This is a genomic window from Duganella sp. SG902, assembly GCF_013376005.1.
Classification (GTDB): Bacteria; Pseudomonadota; Gammaproteobacteria; order Burkholderiales; family Burkholderiaceae_D; genus Rugamonas.
On the sequence record NZ_JABMJK010000039.1, the window covers coordinates 1 to 2152 of the forward strand.

1 protein-coding gene and 1 pseudogene are annotated in these 2152 nt (G+C 52.8%); both read left to right on the top strand.

Translation table 11 applies throughout. The annotated features are described in order from the left end of the window. Window positions 1-942, top strand: a pseudogene (locus FHW83_RS30550) (hypothetical protein); the annotation flags it as partial. Next, complete coding sequence (locus tag FHW83_RS30355; protein WP_176650098.1) at window positions 939-2015, top strand: Imm71 family immunity protein; 1077 nt, start codon at window positions 939-941, stop codon at window positions 2013-2015. The pseudogene FHW83_RS30550 and the gene FHW83_RS30355, both read left to right, overlap by 4 nt. Window positions 2016-2152 lie beyond the last annotated feature (137 nt).

Genomic DNA, 2152 nt, shown 5'->3' on the forward strand with positions numbered 1-2152 from the left:
TCGCTGCGTGAGGGCTTTGCCAAGGTACGGGAAAAAGGCAAAGAAATGATACCGCTCGCGGTGAAAGAGCTGGATCAAAAACTGCGGGAAATTCAGGCCTACATCCGGTCTGGTGGAGAGACGACCAGTCGCGTCGCTATGCACGAAGTTGCGACTGGACAGCGTATCACTACGCACGCTGATGAGCGGCGGCTAGTCCAAGATGGCGTGTTACCGGTCAGGAATTCGCGCGGAGGGTTCAATCAGAACCCTGCTGCCCAAAACGACCCGGCGGCCATAGCAAAATATTACAAGCATGAGCCAGACTATCCCAATTTGATGCACGCAGTCGATCCTAAGACCAAGGAGTACAACAATATCGCTGCATTTTCTGGGAAAATGTTGAACCGTCCACTAAAAGATGGTGAACAAATATTTCGCTTCTTTGGTCCGCCTCGGACTACCCATGGCGTCGCAGTGGACGAAGCTTGGGCAGCTGGCGCTTGGTGGGGCTTAGGCCCGCCCCCTAGAACCGCCAAGGAATGGCGAGAAATGGCAGCAGTACTTGATAGCTTTAATGGTGACGGTTTTTTTGTCACCGCTAAGATTGTTAATGGTAAAGGCCCCAAAGCTGTCGTGGGCACAGTCTCAGAGCAATTTGGCAAAAAGATTCCGGGACAATACTTGCCCGGCGGTGCCACACAAGCGTTTTTCTTTCTTGAATCAAGCGTTAAGGATGCCCTGAATAAAGCTGGTCAAACATTTGCTAACGGCGGCAAGGTTAACAAAATCGTTGATCCCGCAACAGGAATTGAATTTACCTTCCATGCTACCGGCTGGACCGATGCGAATGGTATTTGGGGCTACGTCCGTGGTCCCGGGACCACGGCAACCCAGACCGCTCGCCTCGGAGCTCGCGAACAAGCAAGCAAACATAACGAAGAAGTTGCCATCTATCCATGAAACAATCTATCCCCTATAACGCGATCAAGCTGCCGTCAGATGTCGAGCGACAGCAGATTTATTACTGGCTCAAGAGAGTCAGCTCCGTCACGGCATGGCGCCGTATTTTTAAATATTTCAAAGCGTGGGCTAACGCTACGGAAAATAGCGTACGCGAAGCTGACAACACAGGCTTGGGTGAGGATACGTCCCTGCCACAATCAGAATACGTATTGATTCTGAAGTGCTTGGCGCATTGTGAAGAAGGCGTTAATAGATTGGCCAAAGGCGACAAGCGAGTTTTCAAATTCGATGCAAACGGTGAGTTCGTGATGGCTGAGCGCATGCTCGACCATTGGTCGCAAATGCTTTATCGCATAGAGATCGGTGAAAACGGCATCAAAGAAAACACGCCTCTTTGGGAAGAGTTTTGCTTCGCTCTAACAGCACTGGCCCAAGCGTGGGGAGAATGTGGGCCGGAGATTATCGAGCCGCGTTACCTCGAAGATCCCGCACTAACGCTTTATGGCACATGGCTGAAAAACGAACTGGCCAATATGTCGTTTCCAAACGACCTCGCACCTGTTCCAGATCCGATCGACAACGTCTTCATCCGCACAGGAGAATACATGCCGTACTCCGGCATTTGGGAGCCGGTTGATGTGCCCAAACCATCCATTATGAGCTTGATCACCCGAGCACCAAAACCGCAGCCACCGTTCAAAATCGTCGGTGCCATGAACTATCTGCACGGTGGCTCAAAGGCCCCGCAGATAAGAGTAGAAACCATGGACGATAGCTTTGCACTGGATACCACTTGGCGCCTGCTGTGGCGTGATGATCGCTATGAAGATGGTACTGTTCCAAAAGAGGAGGCTCACTATCGCTTCACCAAGCCGGACCCGGCGCAGTCCCCAGCCCCAGCCATCCGGGTACCGGACGTTGTCCTCTGCGCAGAGAGTGGAACCGCAGCACCAGCCGCCGGCAAATGGCTGGCCGAGTCCGATCTCAACGTCAGTATCTTCCTGCAAAAAGGCGAAAAATTACCCTTGCATCAAGGCAAAGAAATACGTTGGGTGCTGTCCATCGGATGACAGTGATCGTAGTTCACGTAATGCGCACATGGGAATCACAAAGTGCGCCAACTGGCCGCCGGCCACGTGTTCGCGCTGACCCAGCACGAGCGCTACGCCGACGACAACCGCTTCACCGTGCTGTGGGTACGGCACGA